Source organism: Aerococcus urinaeequi (assembly GCF_001543205.1).
In the GTDB taxonomy this organism is placed as follows: Bacteria; Bacillota; Bacilli; order Lactobacillales; family Aerococcaceae; genus Aerococcus; species Aerococcus urinaeequi.
This window is the reverse complement of the sequence record NZ_CP014162.1, coordinates 1,797,737-1,823,821: the sequence shown is the minus strand read 5'-3', so window position 1 is coordinate 1,823,821 and position 26,085 is coordinate 1,797,737. Positions and strand designations below refer to the sequence as shown.

The 26,085-nt window shown below is 40.5% G+C and carries 18 protein-coding genes and 1 tRNA gene; 2 read left to right on the top strand and 17 right to left on the bottom strand.

Features of this window, described 5'->3' with window-relative positions:
- Positions 1–24 precede the first annotated feature (24 nt).
- The 15 genes from AWM74_RS08430 to AWM74_RS08360 form a co-directional block, all read right to left on the bottom strand.
- Positions 25–3,225: an SNF2-related protein gene (locus AWM74_RS08430; RefSeq protein WP_026465944.1), complete on the bottom strand. Its 3,201-nt coding sequence runs from the start codon at positions 3,223–3,225 to the stop codon at positions 25–27.
- A gap of 662 nt (positions 3,226–3,887) precedes the next feature.
- Positions 3,888–4,379, bottom strand: a complete 492-nt coding sequence (locus AWM74_RS08425; RefSeq protein WP_026465943.1) for an AI-2E family transporter — start codon at positions 4,377–4,379, stop codon at positions 3,888–3,890.
- 58 nt (positions 4,380–4,437) lie between these two features.
- Positions 4,438–5,112, bottom strand: coding sequence for a lysophospholipid acyltransferase family protein (locus tag AWM74_RS08420; protein ID WP_034258161.1), 675 nt, complete (start codon positions 5,110–5,112; stop codon positions 4,438–4,440).
- Positions 5,102–6,913 (bottom strand): ABC transporter ATP-binding protein, encoded by a 1,812-nt coding sequence (locus AWM74_RS08415; RefSeq protein WP_026465941.1) that lies wholly within the window; start codon positions 6,911–6,913, stop codon positions 5,102–5,104. Before AWM74_RS08415 ends, AWM74_RS08420 begins: the two co-directional genes overlap by 11 nt.
- Entirely contained in the window at positions 6,900–8,669 is a 1,770-nt protein-coding gene (locus AWM74_RS08410) for an ABC transporter ATP-binding protein (RefSeq protein ID WP_026465940.1), read from the bottom strand. Before AWM74_RS08410 ends, AWM74_RS08415 begins: the two co-directional genes overlap by 14 nt.
- A gap of 174 nt (positions 8,670–8,843) precedes the next feature.
- The gene (locus AWM74_RS08405; RefSeq protein WP_003141045.1) at positions 8,844–9,074 is read right to left on the bottom strand and encodes a YneF family protein; all 231 of its coding nucleotides are present in this window, start codon (positions 9,072–9,074) and stop codon (positions 8,844–8,846) included.
- A 78-nt stretch (positions 9,075–9,152) separates the two neighbouring features.
- Positions 9,153–10,106 (bottom strand): RluA family pseudouridine synthase, encoded by a 954-nt coding sequence (locus AWM74_RS08400; protein ID WP_026465939.1) that lies wholly within the window; start codon positions 10,104–10,106, stop codon positions 9,153–9,155.
- An 11-nt stretch (positions 10,107–10,117) separates the two neighbouring features.
- Positions 10,118–10,591 carry a signal peptidase II gene (gene lspA / locus AWM74_RS08395; protein WP_026465938.1) on the bottom strand — a complete coding sequence of 158 codons (474 nt, stop codon included), beginning with the start codon at positions 10,589–10,591 and terminating at the stop codon, positions 10,118–10,120.
- A gap of 58 nt (positions 10,592–10,649) precedes the next feature.
- Positions 10,650–11,312 carry a ribonuclease H1 domain-containing protein gene (locus AWM74_RS08390; protein WP_026465937.1) on the bottom strand — a complete coding sequence of 221 codons (663 nt, stop codon included), beginning with the start codon at positions 11,310–11,312 and terminating at the stop codon, positions 10,650–10,652.
- Between the two features lie 190 nt (positions 11,313–11,502).
- Positions 11,503–11,573 (bottom strand) — tRNA-Gly (locus tag AWM74_RS08385).
- A gap of 58 nt (positions 11,574–11,631) precedes the next feature.
- On the bottom strand, positions 11,632–15,495 hold the full coding sequence (addA, locus tag AWM74_RS08380; RefSeq protein WP_026465936.1) for a helicase-exonuclease AddAB subunit AddA: 3,864 nt from the start codon (positions 15,493–15,495) through the stop codon (positions 11,632–11,634).
- Positions 15,485–19,213: a PD-(D/E)XK nuclease family protein gene (locus AWM74_RS08375; RefSeq protein ID WP_026465935.1), complete on the bottom strand. Its 3,729-nt coding sequence runs from the start codon at positions 19,211–19,213 to the stop codon at positions 15,485–15,487. Before AWM74_RS08375 ends, addA begins: the two co-directional genes overlap by 11 nt.
- Before the next feature lie 130 nt (positions 19,214–19,343).
- Complete coding sequence (gene pepT / locus AWM74_RS08370) at positions 19,344–20,600, bottom strand: peptidase T (RefSeq protein WP_026465934.1); 1,257 nt, start codon at positions 20,598–20,600, stop codon at positions 19,344–19,346.
- Between the two features lie 13 nt (positions 20,601–20,613).
- Entirely contained in the window at positions 20,614–21,429 is an 816-nt protein-coding gene (locus AWM74_RS08365) for a Nif3-like dinuclear metal center hexameric protein (protein WP_026465933.1), read from the bottom strand.
- A 12-nt stretch (positions 21,430–21,441) separates the two neighbouring features.
- Positions 21,442–22,146, bottom strand: coding sequence for a tRNA (adenine(22)-N(1))-methyltransferase (locus AWM74_RS08360; protein ID WP_026465932.1), 705 nt, complete (start codon positions 22,144–22,146; stop codon positions 21,442–21,444).
- Positions 22,147–22,592: 446 nt separating this feature from the next.
- Here AWM74_RS08360 and AWM74_RS08355 point away from each other — a divergent pair, with 446 nt between their 5' ends.
- Both AWM74_RS08355 and AWM74_RS08350 read left to right on the top strand, forming a co-directional pair.
- Complete coding sequence (locus AWM74_RS08355) at positions 22,593–23,144, top strand: DUF924 family protein (protein WP_026465931.1); 552 nt, start codon at positions 22,593–22,595, stop codon at positions 23,142–23,144.
- 42 nt (positions 23,145–23,186) lie between these two features.
- Complete coding sequence (locus AWM74_RS08350) at positions 23,187–23,951, top strand: sugar phosphate isomerase/epimerase family protein (protein ID WP_026465930.1); 765 nt, start codon at positions 23,187–23,189, stop codon at positions 23,949–23,951.
- A 296-nt stretch (positions 23,952–24,247) separates the two neighbouring features.
- On the opposite strand, the gene AWM74_RS08345 is transcribed toward AWM74_RS08350, so the two are convergent.
- Together AWM74_RS08345 and AWM74_RS08340 are read right to left on the bottom strand one after the other, a co-directional pair.
- The gene (locus AWM74_RS08345; RefSeq protein ID WP_034258159.1) at positions 24,248–25,348 is read right to left on the bottom strand and encodes an FUSC family protein; all 1,101 of its coding nucleotides are present in this window, start codon (positions 25,346–25,348) and stop codon (positions 24,248–24,250) included.
- Positions 25,349–25,449: 101 nt separating this feature from the next.
- Entirely contained in the window at positions 25,450–26,022 is a 573-nt protein-coding gene (locus AWM74_RS08340) for an ATP-binding cassette domain-containing protein (RefSeq protein WP_026465929.1), read from the bottom strand.
- Between the last annotated feature and the right edge of the window lie 63 nt (positions 26,023–26,085).

Here is a 26,085-nt window from a genome sequence, read left to right as displayed (position 1 = left end):
AACAGTCATGGTTGGTATTTATACTTATAAGGCTTGGCTCACACCAAGGATAAATTTCAGGTCATCCAAGCTTAGACTTTGACTACCTGCTTGGTCACCGTCATCAAATAATTGTTCGAATAGGTAGCGCTTCTCTTCTTGAAGTTCAGCAATACGTTGCTCAATTGTCCCTTCCGTAATAAAGCGAACAACTTCAACATCTTTCTTCTGACCAATCCGGTGGGCACGGCCAATAGCTTGCTCTTCAACTGCTGGGTTCCACCATAAATCATATAAGAAGATGGTATCTGCGCCAGTCAAGTTGATCCCTACCCCGCCAGCACGTAATGAAATCAAGAAGACTGATTTATCGCCGGTATTGAATTCGTCTACTTGTTCTTGACGGACTTTTTTATTGGTTTGACCAGTCATCATGTAGTAGTCAATACCCTCTTCAGCTAGGTACTCAGACATCACATCTAACATGCTCGTAAATTGAGAGAATACCAATACTTTACGACCTGATTCGATGGCACGTTTCAACATGACCTTGAAGTATTCGAATTTACCGGATTGACCAGTGTAGTCATTTTTCACTAAACGAGGATGGCAACAAATTTGACGCAATCGTGTAATCCCCGCCAATAATTCCATATGCATATGTCCTGCTTCCGACGAATCGTTGTTTAACTGGTCTTGAATTTTCTTCAGGTAGGCCAGGTAAATATTCTTTTGTTCAGGGTCCAGCATACTAAATCTATCCGTAACAGTTTTCGTCGGTAATTGTAAGGCCACATCATTCTTGGTACGACGTAGGACGAATGGACTAGCAATTCGGGCAATTTCTCCTACTGATAATTTTTGGAACTCATGCTTATTCGGTAATAATCCGGGCACGATAATCTGCATCAAGGCCCAGAACTCATTCAAGTTATTCTCCATTGGTGTCCCTGATAAACCAATCCGCATCGCCGCCACTTGTTTCTTGACCGATCTATATAAGATGGTGTTGTCATTTTTGATGGCTTGCGCTTCATCTAAGACTAAGATGTCCAGATTCACTTTTTGATAAGCCTCTTGGTCATTTCGGTACGATTGGTAAGAAGTCAACCATACGTCGATAGTATCATCTCGGCGAATCGCCTCCCGTTCATCAATGGTCCCGTCAACTACTGCTACATTTAAGGATGGCGTAAATCGTTTAAATTCATGTGCCCAGTTATATAAAACAGACGCTGGCGCTAATACCAATGATTTTTCATGCGGATTATTTTCGATATAGTCTAGGATAAAGGAAATCGTTTGAACTGTTTTTCCTAGCCCCATCTCATCTGCTAATAGGCCGCCCAATTGGTATTTGGCAAGTCCTCTAAACCATTTCACTGACGTCTCTTGGTAGTCAGACAAGGTAGCCTTTAGACTAGCTGATGGCGTGTAGTCTTTATCTTTAGCTCGTACGATATCGTCGTAGAATTCTTCAAATACTTCATTCCCGTCCACCAAGGTTTGGAACCGTAGCGTTTGGAAAATGGGGACCACATCCCCGTTTTGCCATTCGTTATTAGCTGCAGAGATTTGTTGAAGCATACGCTTCTGCTCGTCGTCCATGGTATTTTGGACATCGATAATCCGGCCGTCACGTAAACGAATATATGCTTCATTTTCCATAATGGCGTTTAAAATACGGTCCACTTCAACTGGTTCAACGTCAGATAATTCAAAATCTACTGACAAGAATCGACTCCCGTCACTTGGTGTCATTTTCACAGTTGCATTGACTTTGTTGTCATAGACATTGCGCAGGAATTTACCATATTTAATGTCCCATCGGTCAATGAATAAACGACCGAAATTTTCAATATTGGTCATGACGTCAGTCAAGTTGTCGAAACGTTGGACGAAGGCACCTTTTTCCGAGACAAAGCCTAAAGCTTTCAAGGTGTTTTCAACCGATACTTCGCCCGAAAAGTCTCGGACTAAAATTGTGTTATCATCTGGTAATACTTGATTTTCTGCCTCATCTGATACTAAAAATTCACCGTACTGATATTCAGGGGTCACATATAAATCTGTCCCCTCAACGTCAAGTGTCACATGCACTTGCAAGTCTTCCCGGTATAATTCAAAGACTTGGTCTAATTGGTCAATTTCACTGTAAGCCATCAGAGTCCGGCCAAATAAACTGATAAAGTAGGTCATTTCTTCTTCTGGCAAGGTGATTTGATAGTCATTCTCCGCAAAGAATCCTTGTAAAAAGCGCAAATCATCATAGAAATTGCTGTCTTGAGTGGTTTCATATAAGGTTTCATCTTGAATCAGTAAACCATATTGCGCCAGCCAATTGACTGATTGATCCCAAGTTAATTGATACAGGTCATTGTCTTTCTTCAGACTAAATACCAGGGCTTTATCATTTGAAAAGGTCGGTTTTATAGCATTACCATCTAATTTAAAGCGGATAGAAATCCGGTTATCTGCAAGATATAAATCTTTCAAGCGATTCAATTCCTCACCCATTAAATAAAAGCGTTGGGTATTTTTTTTATTTTCTGGTGTGTTCATGACTAGTAAAAGCCATTTATTTCGTAAGCTGTATGCATTGGCTAATTCAACTAGCAAGTCATAGGTATCTTGGCCTAGTGTTGAAGGCGATAACCAAATTTCTTCACGGTCACGATTTGGCAAAATATATAAGGTATCTTGGACAACAGCTTGGAAGAAATTATCCATATCTGTCACGTAGTACAGGTTGTTGACACCTACGCGAATTCGTAAGTAAGCAATATCTTCGTAAGAAATAATATAAGGTCTTACTTCATCAAATTGAATTTCTAGTGTCACTTTCACTCGACTAGTTCGCGGCAAACGTTTCACAGGACTGGTTACTTGACGATGACTTAAATAACCTTCAAGGACTTCATTCACTTGTAGTTCTGCTTCATCATCTACTTCTGGATAACGTTTCAATTCTTCATTAAATTGGTGGACGCGCGTCATGCCCATTTCTCTTAAGAAAAGTTCTACTGCAACTGTATGTTCGCAGTAGCCTTTTTTCTGAAAAACTTGGCACTGACAAACATCCTCTTCTTTAGCAGTTCCATCTAAGATCACGGTATACGTGTCATCATCAAGCACTTCTGCACGCCAAACAGTATTTTCTTCATCTGGTACTACTTTAAGCACCCGATTTTCCTTTACCAAAGCACGGCCTTGCTCGATTATCTTACTTGGAATACTCCACTTCATATCATACACCCCAAAATTCTGAATCTGTCGCTCATTAATTAATTCATTATATCAAACTTCTTAAGAAATTCATATGCTAAGCCACAGGATGGGAGTCAGGGCGTTCAGACAGGAGACACCGGATAAACATTGCCGGGGCACACAAAGTGTAGCGCCAACTATTTGAAGTGGACACCTGTCTGCCCTAGCGAGCTCAACTTCAGGATGTGAGCCAAGGGTTAGAGTGAGCAGTATAATTTTAATTAGTTAATCAGTCTTCAGCTTAGCTGTTTCCTATCATTTCCTTAGATACGGTGGGAACGGAATTAGCCGAGGTCTAACTCCTTTTCTAACTATTCATTCTGTAAGCGCTGAAGCCCCACAGAATGATATACGTCAGTCATCTTCTTTCACCGCGAAGGCATGCTAGGTAGTTTCAACCTCGGATAATCTTAAATTAAGGCACTATTCAAAATAGCCTTAAACCACGTATGCAATTGAATAGTAATGTCCCTTGAATAAAGTGGTGTATTCATCAATTTGAATTACGAACTGATTATCATTTTAAATTATGATTACTGAATCTTTTGCTAGTTATAAAGTCTAACAAAGCTTTCATATGTTTCTGAACGCCCTTTACAAATAAAAAAGAGACCTGCTTTTATACAGATCTCTCGCTTTGATTATTTCTCGTCATAGATTTCAGCGCGTTCGATTTCTTTTACTTGAAAATAGGCTGATATCAAGGGAATGACAATCCCCGCGACCATAACCCCAAATAAGTTAAAGGCGACGGTACACATTAATGTTACGACTATCGGCAACCAAAAAGGTAATTTTAAATCTTTACCGATGAGGAGTGGTTGCAAGATTTCGGTTAATAGTTCAACCCCTAAGTAAATAGCAAAGAGCCACCAACCTACTTGGGTATCCCCCTGCAACCACTCAATCAATATCCAAGGAATGAAGACAACGCCTGCACCAATAACTGGTAGTAAGGCTACTAGACTAATCCCAATAGCCATTAACCAGGCCAAGTGAATGTCTAAGACCCAAAAACCTACACCATAAATGATGACGGTTAAGAGTAATAATTTGGCTTCTGCCCCGACATACAATTTAATGTTTTGAATGGTGTGCAAGAAAACTTGTTTCCAAAATGTGGCTCTTGTCATCTTATCATCCTTTCTGTAAAAATCTTTTTTTGCCTTTGTTAAAGCTTATATTGCCGATTTATTTTTTGGCTTTTTTAGCGTGTTTAGCATCACGCTTAGCGACTGCACCGGCTAAATCGTAGGTATAATTTGGATCTAAAATACGGTCATTTTCGATGAAAGCATCTTTTATGGCTTGATTGATCGCCTTATTGTCTTCATCGCTTAATCGTTTAACATCCGGCAATTGAATAGGTTTACCAACACGCACTTTGGCACGGTTGGCCTTTTTCCAAGTGAATAAATCACGGATACCAACGGGTCCTTGGTAGGTAACGGGCAAGATTTCTGCCTTACCCATCTTGGCCATTGAAACGGCGCCGTCTTTGATTTCATCTGAGTAGCGAGAGCCTGTTGGGAAAAGTCCTACATATTTCTCGCCTTCTTTGATGGTTCGAACGGCTTGTTTAATGGTTGAGGCGCTTGGTTTTTCACGGTCAACTGGAATGATGTTGATGGTTGTGAAGAACCAGGTTAAAAACTTGTTGGCTAATAATTCTTTCTTCGCCATAAACGCCATTTGCCTAGGACGTAATGCCATAGCAATAAAGATTGGATCGAGGATTGAACGGTGAGGGCCAACTACTAGGTAATTGGCTTCTGGATCGAAGGCCTCATCAATATCAATCTTGGTTGGGCCATTAATTAACTGGATAAACCAGCATATTAAAGTCAGTAAAATATTATAAATCATCGGTTTCCCCTTCATCTATATCTTGATGTGCATCCGAATAGGTCTGCAACTGATACATATTATAATATGTGCCACCTTGTGCAATCAAGTCGTCATGGTTGCCGTGCTCGATGATGTGGCCATTTTTAAGGACAATAATTTGGTCTGCATCTTTAATTGTCGATAAACGATGGGCAATGATAATGGTTGTCCGACCTAGTCGCATGTTCGCTAACCCAGATTGGATTTTCTGCTCTGTTTCGGTATCGATATTGGCTGTCGCTTCGTCTAATACCAAAATTTTAGGTTCTCGTAAGATTGACCGGGCAAATGATAACAATTGTTTTTGGCCTGTAGAGAATGCTGCTCCGCCTTCAATTACTTTGGCGTGATAGCCGTCATCTAATGATTCAATAAAGTCATCAGCTTTGACGAATTGGGCTGCAGCTCTGACCATATCATCAGAATAGTCTCCGTGCAGACGGATATTTTCAGCGATATCCCCGTAGAACATGAAAGAATCTTGTAAGACTAAGCCGATATCTTCTCTCAGTTGCTTTAGCGGGATATCTTTAATAGATTGGCCGTCAATTAAAATGTCCCCTTGATTGAATTCATAGAACCGCATCAAGACATTGATAATCGACGATTTACCTGAACCAGTTTGGCCAACAAAGGCCACTGTTTGTCCCGGTTTAATATCGATATTGATATCATGTAGCACTTGTTTTTTCTCGTCATATGAAAATGACAAGTCCTTGATTTGAATATGCCCTTCAGACACTTTACCAGCTGCTCCTGGATTAGAAACTGGTGCCATTTCCGGATTGTCCAGTAAGGCCAATACTCGCGATCCAGATACCATACCATCTTGGAAGATTGATAGGGAATCCATCATTTGACCCATCGGTTGGAAAAAGGATTTCGCGTAAGAAGTAAAGGCATATACAACCCCGACATTAATGGCTACCCCTTGCAAGTCTTGGAAACCAAAAATATACAAGACAAGGACCAAGGCAATGGCTTCAAGTAAGTTGATGGCTGGTTGTAGTAACAAGGCATTCATTTTGAACATACCTACACGCGCTCTTACATAAGTTTGGTTAACGTCATCGAATTCTTGCATTATACGTTTTTGTTGACCATAGTTTTGAATAATATTCATCCCAGAAATAGACTCGCTTAATTTCGCGTTCAAAGTAGATAGCGCTACTCGCATCCGGCCATAAATAAAAGTCGATTGACGTTGGTAGATATAAATCAAAATAAACATTACTGGTACAAAGGCCATGAAAACAAGGGCCAAGCCAGCATCTAGCGTAAACATGGCATAAGTAATAGCCACAATATTCAGTAAACCGTCAAAGAAGGATAGAAAGACCTGCCAAAATTCTTTGATTGTTTCGGTATCGTTAGTCACCCGTGAAACCACTGACCCGTTCGGTGTTTGGTCAAAGTACCGCATACCTAAGTGCACTACTTTTTGGTAGACAGTGTTTCGCATATTGGCCACTGTTTTTTCTGCCGTCAATTTGAAGGTAAAGTCTCTAAAATAATAAACGGCTACTTTTAATAGGGTTAAGCCAAAATAAAAGGCTGCGACCTGTATCGTCACTTGTAGGGTTGCTGAATTGGTCCCCAACACTTCATCCAAATACCGTTGGATAATAATGGGTAGATAAGCTGAAATGGCTGCAACGATTGCTGTTGCCACAAAGGACAAGGCAAAGGGTAGCCAATACGGTTTACCAAAGCCGATAATTCCTTTGAAGATCCGCACTTGGTCAGCTAGTGAAAATTTTGTTTGACTAGATTTCTCCATCAGAATCACCACCTTCGCTAATTTTTCTTTGTAATTGTTGTTGGTTATAAGTATGGGCATACCAACCGTCTTCAAGGACTAATTCGTTATGTTTACCGCGTTCAATAATCGTCCCTTTGTCCATGACAATGATTTCTTCTGCATGCATCACTGAAGACAGACGTTGAGCTGCAATAATCGTTGTTTTATTGGCACGTTCTTGCCGTAAATTGGTCAAGATATTTTCTTCTGTTTGCGCGTCTACCGCTGAAAGCGAGTCATCCATGATTAAGTATTCTGGGTCAACCGCTAAGGCACGAGCGATAGCAATCCGTTGTTTTTGCCCTCCTGATAAAGACACCCCACGTTCCCCGACTTCCGTTTGGTAGCCTTCAGGGAATTTCATGATGTCTTCGTGGATATCCGCTACTTTGGCATAGTGAATGACCTCTTCTTCAGATAGGTTTGGATTCCCAAAACGAATGTTTTCTAAAATCGTATTTGAAAATAGGAAATTCGTTTGCGGTACATATCCGATTGCTGAAGATAGTGTATTTAGACTGAAATCTTTGATATCTTTGCCGTCATAGGTAATTTGACCTTCGTATTGGTCATAATCACGCATTAACAACTTGAAGATTGTCGTTTTGCTAGACCCAGTACGACCAACTACACCAAGCATATTGCCCTCTTTCAGGTGAAAACGCGTATCCGATAATTTCGTCCGGCCATCATCTGGGTAGGCAAATTTCTGAACGTCAAAATGGATATCCCCTTGAATAGGCGTTGTAATAACTTGATCAGCTTCAACGATAGCCGGCTGTTCGTTCAATAATTCAGACACCCGGTCCCACGATGCGTTACCACGCTCAAGCGTATTGACTAGGTGACCGACCGCAATTAAAGGCCAAGCCATCATAGACAAGTAAGAAATGTAGGCAATCAAGTCACCGACTGTTATCCGACCGTTTTGGATAAAGTAAGTCCCAAAGAAGATGGTCAATACATAAGTTAAACCAGTGATAATCTCAATCATTGGCGTGTAAGCCGCATCTGCTTGGTAAACTTTACGGTTCATTTCGACAACCTGGTCTGTTTTTTCAACGAAGTCTTGGTAGTAGTCTTCTTCTTCACCGAACGTTTTGATGACTTTCATCCCAGAAACATTTTCTTGGACTTCGTCATTTAAACTTGAAAAAGCTTCAAGCGATTTACGGAACCGCTTGTTAATGATTCGACCTAGAACACGGGCCACCACAATTAGAATTGGGAATGGCAGAATAGTCACTAGGGTTAATTGCCAGTCGATTAAGACAAACATAGAGAACAAGGTCACGACTGAAATGGAGATAGAATCCGTTAAGGTCAGAATCCCCCCACCAGCAACAAAACGCAAGGCCGCTAAGTCGTTTGTGGCATGGGCCATCAAGTCACCCGTCCGATATTTATGGTAAAAGGTAGCGTCCATTTTTGTAAAATGACTAAACAAACGATTACGCATAATTGATTCTAGTAAAGTCGAATTTCCAAAAATAATTGTCCGCCAACCGTAGCGAAGTACATACATAATAATAGCCAATATTAAAATAAGGCCTGTTTGAGTGATTAATAATTGCCCAGTTAAAGAGCCTGCTGACAACTGGTCAACCATATTCCCTACAATTCTAGGGGTCATAGCTGATAGAATCGCACAGGTAACCAATGCCGTTATCCCAAAGGCATAGCTCTTCCACCGCAATTTAAAAAACCAACCCAATTTTTTAAAAATTGAAAACATTTCTTCCCTCCTAAATAAATTCTCACCTATTATCTAACAAATATTGACCAATTGCGAAAATTAACACCCGCATATAGATAAAAAATTTGATTAGACAACGAAACAGCCTCCGTATGCCTTATTAGCTACGGAGGCTATTGTTGATATTAAGCGCTTGGTGGCGCTTTAATCTCATCATTTAGATTTTTTGTTCGATTTCTTCATAGATTGTGTGATTTGACGCACACGTTTTTCTGAAGGTTTTTGACCCATTGACATCATCATTGAACGAATCATGTCATCAGAAATTGGTGGATTTTCTTCAAAATAGTTCACCATATATTTACGGGCGATAAAGAATCCCCCAACAGCACCTAAAATAGCTGCGATAATTACGATTAAAATCCAAGCTCCTGTACTTAGCATAGTCTATACACTCCTCTCATACGTTTACAAGATAAAATTTTACTAAAGTATTGCCCCTTTTGCAAAGCTTTTCATCAATTATACACCCTTAAATGTCAACTGATGCAATACCGCCTGGAAATTATCAGGAATTGGCGCATCAAAAGCCATGTGTTCACCAGTTACCGGGTGGTCTAATTCTAAGCGGTGGGCATGTAATAATTGGCCATTATCACTGAAGAACCGCTCCTTATATTGTCTTGCGTACAAAGGATCATCCACGATTGGGTGGTTGATAAAATCAGCGTGAACACGGATTTGATGGGTTCTACCTGTTTCCAGTTGGAAGTTGACCAAGGTATAGCCAACGTACCGGTGTTTGACCGTAAAATGCGTAACTGCATGACGACCAGCTTCGTTAGTTTCAAATTTCAACCGATCTTTTTCATGACGGCGGATTGGTGCATCAATGGTCCCGCCCGCTTCAAAAATTTCGCCATAAACTAAACCTGAATAAATTCGTGTCATTTGGTGGTTGGCCACTTGTTCAGTTAGATTTTCAAGGGCTGCTTGTGATTTAGCGACCACTAATAATCCGGTGGTGTCCTTGTCTAATCGATGGACGATACCTGGTCTAAAAGACTCGCGACCAACCGCTAGTTGCGACCCATTTTCCTGTACATGGTATAACAAACCATTCACTAGGGTATTGGTTGGATGGTTCACGGAAGGATGCACGACCAAATTGACTGGTTTATTGACCACTAAAATGTCATCATCTTCAAATACGATATCTAAAGACATCTTTTCGGCTACTGGTTTAAATTCTTCCGCTTCAGCAGGCGCCGGTTTCTCAACTCCGATTAAATCTCCATTAACCAAGGATTGTGACGCTTTAGCCACCTTGCCGTTTACTGTGACCAATTTGTCTTTGATCCATTTTTTGATTGTAGTCCGGCTTTCGTCTGTAAATTGATTAGTGACGAATTGGTCTAAACGCAAGCCGTCCTCACCCGTATAAGTATAATTAAATACTGTCTTTTCTTCTGTCAAAATGACACTCCTCACTTGTTAGCGGTTCTTTTTTCCAATTGGTCTTCAGGTGTAATAATCATGTAGACAATCATCATAATGACACCAATGGTTAAACAAACATCCGCTACATTAAATATTGGAAAATCCATAAATTCTAATCGAAACATGTCGATCACGTAGTTTAAATGCAGGCGGTCGATAAAGTTACCCAAGGCTCCTGCAATCATAAAGGAAAGACCTATAGCCAGTAGCGGCGCGCCTTTAGCTTCCTTGTGGAGCATATAGACGAGGACTGCCACAACAGCAACAGTAATGATATAAAATAGCCACATTTGCCCTGAGAAAATTCCCCAAGCAGCTCCATCATTTTGGATATAAAAGAAGGAAAGAATGCCTGGTATGAAATCTTGCCCTTCATTGACAGCAAAATTGGCCACTGTCCAATACTTCACGAATTGGTCAATACCAACTAAAATTGCAATTAATAGATAATTCAGTAACATAAATCCTCCTGAGCCGCTCGGCCGATATTGTTTAAATATATTTTACCATTATTCTAGCTTATTTATTAGCTGATTTGGCTTGGCGAATCCCGTCTTTAGCTAATTGGTCAGCTTCCTCATTATATTGATTACCTGTGTGGGCTGCGATTTTCACAAATCCGATAGCTAGATTCTTGGCCTGCTCTTGCATATAGTCCTGATATTCCTTAGTATAATCATTTTTGGCCTGCCAAGATTTTAGGGCCCACTCAGCGATCCCCATATAATCATGGTAAATCACAAGATTCTTAACCCCTGATTTTTGTGCAATTTTAACCGCATGCATAGCCGCGATAATTTCACCGGCTACATTCCGCATTTTAGCTAATCCTTCCGTGTTACGACCACCCTTGTAAGTTTTGATCGTATCCTGAAATAAGACTACACCCCCGTAGCCAAAATAACCAGATTTTTTATCGAAAGAGCCGTCTACATATACGGACATGGTATCGGCATCAACCTGGCCGTTTTTACCGTCTTTAGTTAGCCAGCGGATTTCTTCCCCTTGACTCGTTTTAGACACCGGCTGCGACCCATTACCCATAAAGGCTTCTGCTTCTTCTAGGCTGGTAAATGACTTATAGACTGCACCCGAAAAGCCCTTAACTTGTTTCTGACAGTCAGGCCAGGTCTTGTAGATTCCTGGTGTTTTTCCTTTTTTCACTGCATAAAATTTTGCCATGGTTGGTCAACCACTCGCTTTCTATTCTTGTAAAATGATGATACTACTATATCTATCTGAATTGATTATACTGATTTTCAGACTTACTTTCTCAGTTTCTCTACTAATTTTAGCAAAAAAAAGTGAGACCTAAGCCCCACTTCCCTTCACTGGCTTTTGGAATACCACCAGCGTTCATTGTTTTATTATAAGCGGGTGACGAGAATCGAACTCGCGACGATAGCTTGGAAGGCTATGGTTTTACCACTAAACTACACCCGCATGCAAAACTAATACAAGAGATAGTATACCACCTTCTGTATTAGTTTTGCAAGTGTTATTAGACAAAAAAAGTTTTTAATGTATCTAATGATATAATCATTTTCTGTGTAACTGCCCGTTCCCAAATGGTTTCAAGGGCTTGAGCATAAAGATCCATTTGCCCTTGGTAACGGTCGATTAAGGTTTGTTCTTGCTGGCTTTCATTTAGATAAGCAATCCGGTCAGTTTTAAAGTCATACAGGAAGATTTCATCCTGTAATAAAATAAAACCATCAATTGTCCCGTGGACCAACAAGTCATCATCTGTTGCCATATCCGTAAAGATTTCTGATCCAGCAACCATTAGGGAGAATGTTTCTTCTCTATATACATGGTCAACTTGTTTCAAAATCAATTGTCCCGCTGCCGTATCGAAGAAGGCTACTAGTTTATCCACTTGAATATGTGGCCAAAGTTTATTGCTTAAAATTTCTAGTTGGCATAGTTCATCAAAGAGCGCTTTAAAGGTCGCTTTACTTGGTTTAGCCCTTAAATTCACCTTCTGCATTAACAAATGGGCCGCTGACCCAATGGCTGTTGGTGTGACAGCTTGTTCTTTGGCCAAGAAACTCGGTTGGTCATAGTCCTCTTCAGTATAACGAAAGGTTTTAGTCAATTTATTTTGATTGTTGACTGACCAAGGTTGCAAGTCGAGGTCACTTGGATCTTGAAGCATCCGTTTCAATTCTGATACTGATTGGAAGGATGTTGTCTTGGTCGCCGATTGATAAGCATAATCTAAGTCGGTAGCTGGTAGCTGAATGACTTGTTTATTAGCTTGGTCACTGGTAGACATTTTGTCATCTGTAAAAATGGCCGCTAAAAGTTCTGCTTGGTCAACTTGGTTGGATTCATCTACCGTCTGTACCCACTTACTACGGCCCGCAAGTGCGTCTTGGCTAGAAACGACTGCAACCCGGAAATTGGTCTTAGTGTTGGCTAGGTAGTCTGGAATATGGACTGATTGGTTAACCTGATCAAAATCGTGGTGGCGCATCAACGCTGGGCCAATCCAATCAAGTAGACTGTTGGCTTTAATCCGGCCTGATGGCGATAGTTGCTCGTCTTTCATCAAAAGCCCTTGCCACTTGCCAATCGTGGTATCGAAGTTTTTCACCATACCCACTAATACCAGTTGCTGTTCCGCTCGAGTTAAGGCCACGTATAATTTTCGCATTTCTTCAGCCAACATGTCTTTCTTCTCAAAGCGTTTAGCCATCATTTCAAACATATTTGGATAGGTGATGTGACGTGTTCTATCAGACAATTTCACCCCGATACCGATAGCGTCATTATAAATCACCGGATTCCTTAGATCTTGAGTGTTAAAACGCTTGGAAATGTTATAGACGTAAACGAGCGGAAACTCTAAACCTTTTGAATGATGAATAGTATAGACATGGACCGCAGATCGAGCTTCGTCCCCGTGTTTTGGTGCTTGCAGGTCGTTGTCTTTCTCTTGAATTTTCTCAACAAAGCGGATGAATTGGAAAATCCCCTTAAAGGCTGACGCTTCATAGGTAGACGCCAATTTATAAAAACCATGCAAGTTATTTTGCCGAATCTCGCCATTTGGCATCCCACCAACATAATCGAGGAAGCCCGTATCTGTATAAATTTGCCAGATTAAAGTCGCCAACGGTTTGTCGCGGGCGATATCCCGCCACGCTAAGTGCCAATCATTCAAAATCCGCAATTTCTCAGCTATTCTTTCATCTTGCCCTTCATCCATGGCCATATAAGTTTTCATAGCGTCATAATAAGTTGCTTGTTTGTTGGCAATCCGGATTTTTGCTAGGTCTTGCTCATTTAAACCAATAATTGGTGACCGCAAAATAGCCGCCAGTGGAATATCTTGGTAAGGATTATCGATAAATTTTAAGACATTCAACATGACACGGATTTCTGTACGCTGGAAATAGTTCGCCGAATCATCCAACATCAAAGGAATTTTATATTGGGCAAAAACATCCTCTAATTCCGAATGGTTACGTCTAGTTGCTACAAGAATTACTATATCATTAAAGGTGATGGGTCTATCTGCCTGCAGCTTTTTATCATAAATCATGTGCTGGTTGTTGACCTTGTCCAAAATGGATTGGGCAATCAATTCTGCTTGCATTTTCGTCCCATTTGAGACCTCACCATCTAAACCGTCTAAACCTTCCTGGTCGTAATCGCTAGCTTCACTGCCATCTTCCTCCTCGTAAAGGAGAATTTCAGTCTGCATCCGGTCGGTTTCTGGATAGGCGGTAAAGCCCAATTTAAGGGCTGCATCCTCATCATAAGCAATCTGCCCCACTTGTGGATCCATGACTTGGCGGAAGATAAAGTTGGTAAAATCAAGGACATCTGCTCTTGACCGGAAGTTTTCCGCTAAGACAATCCTCTGCCCTCCATTACCATCCGCGAATTGGTTGAATTTATGGATAAATAGACCTGGTTCAGCAAAGCGGAAACGGTAAATCGACTGCTTCACATCCCCCACCATGAACATATTTGGATGTTCCGGATTCCCTGATACAGCTTGTAGAATGGCTTCCTGTAAGGCATTGACATCCTGATACTCATCCACCATGACTTCAGTAAACTTGTCCCGATAGTAAGCCTTAGCCTCATTCATAGTATTGACGTTTCCACTCACACTTCCGCCGTCGCCAGTTTCTGTGTCCGCTAACTGCTTACTTAAAATTTGATAGGTAAAAAGTTCGATATCTGAGAAATCTAAGATTCTTTGGTCAAATTTATGGGCTGTCATTCGTTCAGTAAAGACCTTCTCCACATTTATAATGGCTTGCCCAAGTTTTTTAGCATCTTGAATAAAGAGGCCTTGGTAATGCTCGTCAAAGGTAAAGTAAGGCAAGATATCCTTGTCGAATACGTCCTTAATTGTTTTGTCGTGTCGGTCTTTTAACTGAGTTCGTAAATCATTTTGTGCGTCGTTACCATCTTCAAAGTCTTTCTTACTTTTTCGAACTAAAGCAGGGAAAGATGTTGCAATAATTTGTTGGTAGGCATCTTTATAAGAGGCCTTCACATTCGTCTTCAATTGGTCTAAGTAAGCTAACTTTTCTTTCACAGAAATGGCCATTTTTTCAAAACCAACCGCTTCAGCAACCGGCAGGTCTTCAATATACAGTCGTGCAGTATTTTCAAGAGCTTCAATTTCATCTATTAAAGCAGGGACCACATATTCTTGATAAAAATCAGACTCACCGTAGGGGGTATCCTCATCCGGATATTTGGCTACTAATCCATCTAACCAGTCGTTTGGATGGGTATGGACCCGAGACTTGTTGTATAGGTCAAAAATCAACTGGTCAATCTTGTCATCTTTACGGTCGGAAGCAAAGTGTTTTGCCATACGTAAATAATCTGGATTGCCTTCTGCTAATAAGTCCTCTTTCAAGGCCTCCCAAACATTTTCAAAATGCATCATATTTTCAGTTTCATCGGTTAATAATCGGTAAACTGGGTCTAGATCAATCAAGAAATAATAACGTTGGATGACTTGCTTACAAAAGGCGTCAATGGTTGAAATATTGGCTTGCGGCAATTTGGCGATTTGTTGCAGATAATGTTGACGGCTGTCGGCGTCAGATTCTTCATTGATCATTTCTTGTAAGGCTACTTCCAACCGCTCTTTCATTTCACTAGCTGCTTTTTCGGTAAACGTTACAACCAGTAACTCATCCACCCCATAGCCACGTCGTACCTTCTGCAAGATACGTTGGACAAGGACACTCGTTTTACCAGATCCAGCAGAGGCTGAAACGAGCAGGTTATCCCCTTCTAAATGAATCGCTGCCCATTGGTCGGCTGTATAACGGGCATTAGCTTCTGTTTGTAATGGAATAGTGGTTTGTTTCTGTCTATTCTTCATCGTCTGACTGGTCCTCCTCTGCTACATTTTCATCTACATGGGCATCTGTCATTAAGGCTTGGAAAAATTCATCCTGATCCATAGACGGATTTGGTCGATATTTATTGGTATAGTCCGTTGCATCAAACATAGATACAGACCGGTAAGGCTCAGTCATGGACGGAATGTACGGATCATCATCAAGCGGATTTAAAGCAATATGGCCAGACACAATTTGTTCTGCTGTAGCCACAATCTTCTCTTCAACAAAGGCTAACAACTTATTCAACTCATCCTTGGTTAAGACTTTGGCAGCTTTAGCGAAATCGCCATCTTTCTTCCGGCTCACCGCATAAACGCTCGACTTCCCACCTGGTTCAAGTCCTTCGCTATGAATATCTTCTAATAGATCATAGTCAGCCCGTACATAACCCGACAGTTTCAAGTCGGCCAAAATTTGATCCGAAATATTTTTGTCAGTTAAATCTGTTTGCTTTTCAATTTTCACTTGAGGTTGGAAAATCCGTTGGTAGAAAGCACCTAGTGGCAAGGCAGTTTGACCATCTTGATTTAACTGGTCTAAAGCCACCTTCAAATAAGTATAAAGCTGCAATTGGGACCCTACATAAATCTGGTCAAATTTCACATCATGAGCCGATGACTTATAATCCACCACTTGGATAAAGTTTTGTTCCAGGCCATTTTCAACCTGCGACACCGCATCAATCCGGTCGATTTTACCGCGCAAACGAACTTCTTGCCCGTTTGCTAAAGTGAAATGGGTAATGGTCTCTTCTTCCTCGTCCTCATTTTGGGTATAGCCAAACCGTTGTTCCGTTTCGATAGTTTTCACATTAACCGCTTGGCGTTGCTTGATCATATTTTCAACCAGCAACTGAATGGTCTCTTTCATTGATTCCTGCAAGTAACTATTGCGGTGGTTAACCTTAAAAATCGTGTACTCAGGATAGACATCCGGATCATTTAACTTATCCGTCACTTCCCCTAAAATTTCCTTGGCCTCGCCATCAGAAAGATTAGCCAAATCAAACTCTTTTTGATTTACTTCCTTGAAAAAATGATCCAGCATTTCATGGAAGTAATTCCCTGTTTGCAAGGAATCTAATTGAAAGCTAGGTCGCTCTTTTAATTTCAACCCATATTTCAAATAATAAGAGAAGGGATCTCGATTATAGAGTTCAAGCTGGGAAACAGATACGGCCAAAATATCCCCGTATAAAGACCGGGACAATTCTGGTGTAAGTGGCAGTACCGTATTATGGTAGGTCAAACTAGACTGCAACCATTTAAAGAAACCAGCAGTAGATTGATTGGATACTACCTGGTCATATACAGGCCGCCATATCTGGCTTAAACGTTGTTGACCGTGGGCATCTTGGGCCACGGCTTTCAGTAGATAACGGACTTGGGTGTGACCATTACCTAGTTTCAACAAGGTTTCTTCAGCTGCATGGTCAGACGGTTGCCGTAGATATTTGGTTTGAATACCAAAAGCCTCTGCAATACGGCCGATCATTGGCGACAAGCCTTCAGTATCCGCATCGCCATTATTCAAGGGATAGGAAATATATAAATGATCTGTGGCAGACAGGAATGCCAAATAAGCTTTATAGGCTTCATTGTTATTCTTACTATCTGCCGATTGTTTTAAGGCTTGTAAGTCATCTAATTGACTAACCACTAATTGCCGGTCCTCGTTGGTTAAAAGAGATTTCTCTTCATAGACCACCGGTAAGGCATATTTGGACATACCTAAAAGAAAAGTGATTTTCTTTGCCTCTACCTTATTTTCATCAAAAGAGCCAATTGTAACAGAGTCCATTGTTGGTGGCACCATGGCATAGCTTGCATTTTGAAAGGCCAAATCTAAAATCTTAAAGAAGTATTCTAAGTCAAATGCTTCCTCACCAAATAAGAGGACATAGTCGTCCAACATATGGATAAAGGTTTGCCAAGCCTGTTCGTGTTGTCTCGCCTCTTGTAATTGCCCAGCCTCTAAATAGCTGTCCCGCCAATTCATCAAATTGGTTGGAATCCCATTATTGGTTAGGAATTGATAGAAATATGTAATAGCCGCTTCAGTCGTTTGATCCTTTTTCCAATTGTCAAATAGTGGCGACAAGGCCCCAACAACAAAAGCCTTTACCTGGTTAGCGGTTGCTTCGATCGCAATATCACGCTTTGTCCCTATTTTTTCGCCGTCTTCCCCCACTAAAATATAGGACCAAATCCGGTCTTTAGACCACCAAAATTGTCCTTCATAACCATTTCGTAAAACAACATTTTCTGTCAAATCGATCGCATCACGGAATTGAATTTGCTCCTTTTTGGAAGCTGACAATTCATCCGATACTACCTCTACTGAATCAAAAGTTGGATCATTCCAATTGGTCAAGTCACCCAAATCAACTGGCGTTAATAATTCACTACGCAGTAAATCAAAGACATCTTGATACCGCCAATTACCTTGGTAAACCCGATACAAACTTATCATCAGCCTGTAAAGTGGATGGAGAGCCATATCCTCTTGGAAATTAGTGAAATAAGGAATTTCATTGGCGTCAAGAGCCGCCTGTAAAGCGTGTTGATAGGCATCCTCATCTCTAGATAGGATTTGGATGTCCTTGTAGCGGTAATCGGTATTTGGATCTGCCACTAATCGATAAATTTCATTGGCTACTTGGTCAGCTTCCATATGAGTAGACGGTACTTCCCAAATTTCCATGACCTGATTGACTGCCGTTTTAGCAGGTTCAGTTTGCGCAACTTGGCCACTTTCAATACGGTTGTCCGTTCTTAGATAATGATCTAAAACTTTAAAACCATTGGCATAACTATTATCCGATTCAGCAACTATAGGATTAGCGAATGGAATCTCTTGCTTTCTAACGAATTGCATCAATTGATTGTAAGTTTTCCCTGTTACCGTAAATAACTCATACCAGTCCGGCGTCCTAAAGTCATAAGGTTGATCTAAATTCAGCACAATTTGCACTTGTGGACAATTTTCAAGGAAGGCAACAATCGTCTCCAACTCTTGGGCATTAAAATAATCAAAGCCCGTAATGATAATTCTTGTTTTAGATAAATCTTGGTCTGAAATTGCCTGTCTTAATTGGGCAAAAACATTTTGGTCTACCATAGTTAAGCCCGCTAAATATTTTTCATACTCTCCGTAAATCGCAGCCAATTCTTTCATTTTCTTCACTTGGTTTTGAATCAAGGGCTGGTCACTAGACTCATAGCTAGATAACGAATTTAAAAAGACGTCACTGGTAATTTGACCGTTCACTAACTCTTTAAACAAGTCAGCCAAGGCTTCCACAAATCCAATCTGATCGTATTCACCCCGGTATACCAATAAGTCATCTTTCATATCCGCTAAAACGCGACCGATAACCATGATATTACCAATATCTGAAACGTCCCTAACTGATTGACTATCTTGTTTCTGCAATAAATACCAAGCTAACCGTTTGAAAGACTGCACTTGTAGTCGCATCATGCCAGCATGTTTATTGTCAGTTGTATGGCCAGCATTCAACTGGACTGCCTTCATTTGACGTAAAACAGACATCTCTAAATCAAATTTCATATTATCATCAGTGATAATAAAGACTTGATTTTCGACATCTGCTCTTAGATAAGCATCAATGTCTTCATATACAGATTTCAGGTTATTTTGTGTCGGGGTCTTTAAAATAAACTGTAAATTCATAAGCCCTCCTTTTGTAAAAGCACATGTTTCTAATTGCTAAATATATAAAAGGAGAAGTTGGCACCGGATAGACGCCAACTTCTTTCTTTGCGGTAAATGTTTTTACCTTCATATATTTAAAAATAGTATTTTATAGATTGTTGTAATCGCCAGCACCTTCAATGATGGCTAGAATAACTTCAGTTGCCTTCACCATCGTTTCTAGGCTGACATATTCAAAACGACCATGCATATTTTCCCCACCAGCAAATAAGTTTGGTGTTGGTAGTCCCATGTATGTCAATTTAGACCCATCGGTACCACCACGAACCGCAATAATATCTGGTTGGATATCTACAGCAGCAAATGCATTTTCAGCAAGCGTCACAGGGCGCATATCTTTTTCAATAATTGCACCCATGTTGTAATATTGATCATTTAAAGTAACTGTGGCAATGTCACTACCATAAAATGCATTTAATTTACCTGCAGCATCTTGGATTAATGCCTTGCGGTTTTCAAATTGTTGACGGTCATGGTCACGAATAATGTAAGTCGCTTTAGCAGCTTCTACATTCCCTTCCATACCCATTAAGTGGAAGAAACCTTCGCGTCCTTCTGTATTTTCAGGACGTTCATTTTCTGGTAACTGGTTATGGATATCGATAGCCACTTGTAAGGCATTGATCATTAAATCCTTCGCTGAACCTGGGTGAATGTTTTTACCTGCTACTTCAACAACTGCTGAAGCCGCATTGAAAGTTTCAAATTCTAATTCACCTAGTGGGCCACCGTCCATAGTGTAGGCAAAGTCAGCCGCAAAACGTTCAACGTCAAAGCGGTCAGCCCCAACACCAATTTCTTCATCCGGACCAAAAGCCACTTTCACTTCTCCATGTTTAATGGATGGATTGTCGATTAAGTATTTACCAGCGGTAACGATTTCAGCGATACCCGCCTTGTCATCTGCACCAAGTAAAGTTGTCCCATCCGTTGTAATCAAAGTTTGACCGACATATTTGTTTAATGAATCAAACTCAGCAGGATTTAATTCATACCCAGAATCACCTAAAGGAATCACGCCACCATCATATTTTTCAATGATTTGCGGGCTAACATTTTCAGCGTTAAAATCTGCCGTATCTACGTGGGCAAAGAAACCGATTGTTGGGTAGTCTTTGCTGTCATCTGTTGCAGGAATTGTTGCTGTGACAAATGAGTCTTTTTCATTGTAGAAGACATCTGAAAATCCTAAAGTCGTTAATTCTTTAGCTAATTTCTTAGCGAATGCTACTTGGTTAGGTGATGAAGGCACTTGGTCCGCATTCGCCTCGTTTGAGCGCGTATTCTCTTTTGCATAAGTCACAAAGCGGTTTAATAATTCTTGGTCTTTAATTTGATAAGTCATTCAGTATTTCCTCCTATATAAATGTAAATGGATCCGTATTTAATTGGCTAGCAACTACATCAACCTGCCAGTTATTTTCATCGTTCCATTGCTTAAACATGTCTGTCATTTTAGATTTTACGATTGATTCAAAATGGTGACCTGGGTCGATCACGTTCAAGCCCGCCGCAATCATATCGTGGCCGGTATGGTAGTAAACATCACCAGTGATAAAGGTATCCGCACCCTTAGCCAGTGCATCCTCGAAGTAAGAACCGCCGTCACCTCCTAAAATAGCCACCCGTTTAACAGGTCTATCTTTATCAGCAACCACCATCCTTAAGCCATTGACGCCCGTTTTTGCTTTCACAAATTCACCGAAAGCTTCTAGAGTCATCGGTTCAGCTAAATCTCCGATGCGTCCAATACCAATCGCTTGCCCGGTCGTTTCATCTATCGTATGGGTTCGCAAAACCTCTACGTTCTCAACCTCGTATAAATCAGAAAGCCAGTCATTCATCCCAGCTGGCGCAGCATCCAAATTGGTATGCGCTGCATATACCCCAATGCCTGAGCGAATAATTTCCGCATACATCGATTGTTGCGGATCATCTTCTGTTAAACGTTTCACCGGTTTAAAGATTGGTGGATGATGGGCAAAAATGAAATCTGCGCCAATTGCCTTAGCTTCTTCAACCACTTCGGGGCGAATATCTAAGGTCACCAAAATCTTGCGAACCTCTTGGTCGAGACGGCCGAAATGCAAGCCAGTCGGATCTCCTTCAACGGCATAGTATTCTGGGGCAAAAGTTTGGAATTGCTGGATAAAATCTTTAATTGTGAGCGACAAATCAATACCTCCTTAAGCTAATTGTGCTTGTATCGCTGTCTTCAATTCTTGATAACGGGCGATCTTGATTTCATCGCGGTTACTGGCTTGTTCAAGTTGGTCTAATACATAGTTTGTCCGTTTCATTTCTAACTGCCATTTTTCCTGAAAAATAGCTGCATATTTCTCTTTGTTAAATAAGCCAAATAAAATATCATCATTCGTTAGTTCCTGTTGTAAGTTATCTCGGTAATCCGCTACAATCACTTCATAAAATTTACCATTTTCAGCAATCATCGCTTCATCAACGATCTCATAAGAATGGGTGTTTAACCATTGACGCACCTTGTCTTCTGCCACATTTGGTTGCAGAATAAGACGCGGATTAGTCGCTAATTTACCGTCAATTAACCCTTGGTCTAGAATATCCACGATCAAAGCACCGCCCATACCGCAAATGGTAATAGTGTCAATTTGGTCTGAAGGTTCAATAACCGCTAAACCGTCTCCAAGTCGCGCTTCAACCATATGCCCTAATTCCTGACGAGCAATTTCTTGCTGGGCAGACTGAAAAGGACCTGCCACAACTTCACCAGCAATTGCACTAGTGATTTTATCTTGACTAGCCAAATTGACCGGTAAGTAAGCGTGGTCTGACCCAATATCTGCCAGCCGCGCGCCATCTTTCACAAAAGATGCGACCGATGCTAGTCGGTCTGATAAGTGATTTACATTCATAATTTATCTTCTCCACTCGTTTTCAATACAGAACAATTATAACAAAGATTCAGGTATTTTTTAGGGATTTGCCTCGTAAAATAACAAGATAATTTTTACTTTACCAGAAATTTTATGAGACAGATAAACGGTCGTTTCACCAAAGAACTTCCAATGTCGACTTTTCATTTAATAATAAGGACTTGGAAGTTTTTAATTTTATTCAGAACCCTCTAGCACAATAGAGTTGCTCGCGGATATCAATCGGTTACCCAAGCGCTTTATCAATAACTCTTTTATATTGAGCCAATCTGCCACAAGATATATTTGAATTGATTCTTCCTATATTAATGTGTTTTCTGTGATTAATTATACTTTTTATTATATACTAATAATGAATATTTAACAGCTATGCGATGGTTCCAAAAATCACAAATGACTGTAGTTAATATGAACGGAGGTATTTTATGGCTATTAAAAACCTACAACACGTGCTAGATTTCTGGTTTGCAGCTGAAAATGCAGACTTGTTGTTCGCAAAAGATGATAATTTTGATGCCACAATCCGCTACCAGTTTCTAGATACTTGGACAGCGGCTGCTAATAATGAACTTTGGCAATGGCGCGATGATCCTTATGGACGCTTGGCTGAAATTATTGTCTTAGACCAATTTTCCCGCAATCTCTGGCGTGGATCTGCCAAGTCATTTTCCCAAGATAAAATGGCGCTTGCCCTGTCACAAGAATTGTATCACCATCCAGCTTTTAATGACTTATTTAACGAGCAGGAAAAAATATTCGCAGTTATGCCTTTTATGCATTCTGAATCTAAAACCGTCCACAAATGGGCGCTAACCATTTTTCAAGAAATTGGCAACGAGAATAATTTATACTACGAAAAGTTACACAAGAATATCATCGACAAGTTCGGCCGATATCCACACCGCAATGAGGTGCTAGGTCGCGAAACTACCGCTGAAGAAGCTGAATTCCTGACCCAAGAAAACTCTTCATTTTAAACATTTATCTAAGTAAAAGCAAACTACATAGGAGGTTTTTACATGATTGGATTATGTTCAGTCACCTTTAGAGACGATTCCGTCGAATACATCATCGATTTAGCCAAGGAAGCCGGCATTCAAGCTATTGAATGGGGTAGCGATAACCACCTGCCCAAAAATGATATCGCACAAGCCGAGAAAGTCGCGCAATTAATGCAAGAAGCTGGTTTAAACACTTCATCCTACGGGAGCTACTACAAACTTGGGTCATTCGACGATTTCGAACCCTTCATCCAAATCGCGCAAATAGTTGATGCGTCAATCATTCGCGTTTGGGCCGGGGAAGAAGGATCTGCGGACGTGGATGGTGAATACCGCGAAGACATTATTGAAGATGCAAACCGTATCGGCAAAATGGCATCCGAAGCCAACCTATCTATCGCCTTGGAATACCACATGGACACCCTAACCGATACACCATCATCTGCCCAACAACTCATGCAAGAGATTACTGCGCCTAACGCCTACTTATATTGGCAACCGGCAGAGTCACTAACGGTTGAAGAATGGATCGAAAGCTTACCGAATTTAGCACCATGGATTACTAACGTTCACGTCTTTCATTGGCAGGACTTCTACAACCGTTATCCATTAGCTGACGGACAAGATGAGTGGTTACAGTACATCCGAACCATTGAAAAAGAATCCCAAAACAAACATCATTACCTCATTGAATTTGTACCTGGCGAAGACCAAAAACAAGGTTTCTTAGACAGTGTAGCAACATTAAAAGCTTGGTTATTCCAATTGAATATTGAATACTAATTCATCGCCGACAATAAACTAAGACATAAGAGCTTGGTCAGCCTCCCAGCCAACAAGTTCTTGCGCCTTTATCCTATAGCCATTTCTTCAAATTTTTGACCTTATTGATTAAATGTTATCAGATAGACTTAATTAATATAGTTCGAAAAGTCTGTGAGTTCGAAAGTTTTGGTATTCCCGTCAATGGTAATGACTTTATTCCCTAATTTAAATTGAATAAATTACAAAAATATAATTTTAGATACAAAAATACCCTGAATATTATCCGGAAAAAGGACAATCCTCAGGGTAGGAGACTATTTAAATAGATGATGATCGTGGTGATTAACCTCTTCGGCCATCTTCTCTTTATAATCATAGGTCCTATATTGAATGATAGACTGACTGTAAAATCTGTATAGATGATATTGCAAGTAAGCGGCCAATGAACCAATCAGGGTTCCAATGACAATACCTTCAAATCGGTAGCTAAGATAGTCAAAGCCAAGATTTGGATTCTGGAAGGTTAATTGAATCAAGACCATATTGGTCACGAAGAAAATCCCCATTGAATAATTGCGCGGGATAAAGTACTCTGCCAATACGTATAAAATAACGACTGCACCGATCCGTAAAATATGCGGGATTGGGATAATAATGATTAAAGCAGCTGTTGCCAGTCCGGCGATGGTCCCGAAAACCCTTTGGAAGCTTTTATTTAAAATAATTTCCAGAGTGTTTCCTTGTAGGATGGCTGAACAAGACACGATAATCCATGAATAAGGACTCAGATCGAGCACAATATTCAAATAAGACGCGAAGAATAAGACGCTTGCATAATAGAAAGAATCAACCACCATCCGTGGATCTTGTCGAATAGCCTCCTTGAAATGGAAGGTGAAGGTAAAGGTTTGTTTAGGTAAATGCAAGTATTTCACTAATAGAAAGGCCATGATTAGGGAAACCACAATCCCATAGGCAAATTCAAGCAATTGCACAGGCATTTGATTGAGTGGTATATCTCGTGTAGCTGCTGCTGCCATCACTAGAATAACGAAGATGTCTCCTGGCTTATCAATCCGGTAAATTCGGTAGATCAATCTAGCAAAAAAGGCTACCAACCCAATAGCTATAGGGGCAATTAAAGGGATTTGTCCGATGATTAAGCCGACTGTATAAGACACCATCAAGGTCATGGCCACAAAAACCATCCGTTTAATGGTCCGGCTACCTTCAAAAGATTGAAAATGTAAAAAAGTAAATAAGCCTAAGCTAGATGTGGCATTAATCCCAGGCATACCCAATAAATAGCCGGTTAAATTGACAATCAAGGTACAAATACCAGCGACTAGTACCCGTTCTAAATGATCATTTGGCGAGGGTTTTAATAATAATGTTTGTTTAATAAATGAACGCATGTAGTCTCCTCCAAAAAATACCGGACCTGCCTTTTTTATATCAGCCAGCATCCGGTTGCCCTTCCATTATACCATGAAAGTTTTCACTACATTTTCATTTTTTACCATTGATTGACATGGTCAACGGTTTTAAACCCGTCAGAACTTAATTCATACACTGTGTCACACACTGATTTTAAAAACTGTCGGTCGTGGGAAACGGTGATGATAGCGCCGGGATAATCATTGAAAACCGTACGGATTTCTTGTTGAGAAGAAGCTGAGAAATTCCTATTCGGTTCATCTAAGAGTAAGACATTATAGCCTTTGAGGTCCAAACTAGCTAAGATGAGTTTTCCCTTTTGCCCACCGGATAAGTAAGCTATTGGTTGGTCCATTTCTTCAGGTAAAAAGCGGAGACTACCCAAATAAGTCATGATTTGTGTTCTTTCTTCCTTGTCCCCGGTGGTAGTCATAAATTCGATAGGGGTTTGATCATCAGGAATTTCCTCGCTGTATTGTTGGGGCATGTAGCCCACTTGAAGGCCTTTAGCATCTTTTAAATCATGCCAAAGTTGACGAAGAAAAGGCGTTTTGCCAATACCATTAGGGCCAATAATTGCGACCTTAACACCAGGTTTTACCACAATTGATAAGTCATCAATCACTGTGAATAGAGTGCTAGCTTGCGTCATGGTTTAGTGCTTAATTAGTAACATATATTTACCTCCTTTATTATTTTGGGCACAAAAAATGCC